Annotated in this window: 1 protein-coding gene; it reads left to right on the forward strand. The window is 67.0% G+C overall.

Translation table 11 applies throughout. The features are described from left to right. A partial coding sequence (locus HW452_RS17340; protein ID WP_317986363.1) for an FAD-linked oxidase C-terminal domain-containing protein occupies positions 1-558 on the forward strand: 558 nt, incomplete at both ends.

Raw genomic sequence — 558 nt, forward strand, 5'->3', positions numbered from 1 at the left:
TCATGGACGCGCTGCGCGACGCCAAGGCGCTGATGGGCAGCGCCCGGCCCACGTCCATCGAGACCATCGACGATACGGTGCTCACGCTGGCCATGGCGGACTTCGTCTGGGACAGCGTGGCGGCGTTTTTTCCGGCCGGCGAGACACCGATTCGCGGCATCAATCTGATCGAATTCAGCGGCGATGACCCTGACGTGCTGGCCGCGCAGGTAGCCGCGTTTACCGAGCATCTGCGCCAGGACACCACCGTTGCGCGCCTGGGCTACACCCTGGCCGAAGGCCGCGCGCAGATCAACGCCGTCTACGCCATGCGCAAGCGCTCGGTAGGGCTTTTGGGTAACGTACAGGGCGAACAACGCCCGCTGCCCTTCGTGGAAGACACCGCCGTGCCGCCGGAGCATCTGGCGGACTTCATTGCCGAGTTCCGCGCCGCGCTGGACGCCCGCGGGCTTGCCTATGGCATGTTCGGCCACGTGGATGCCGGCGTGCTGCACGTGCGCCCGGCGCTGGACATGAAGGACCCGGCCCAGGAAGCGCTGATTCGCGAGATCTCCGATG

The sequence above is a fragment of the Vreelandella aquamarina genome (genome assembly GCF_020075495.1).
Taxonomy (GTDB): Bacteria; Pseudomonadota; Gammaproteobacteria; order Pseudomonadales; family Halomonadaceae; genus Vreelandella; species Vreelandella aquamarina_A.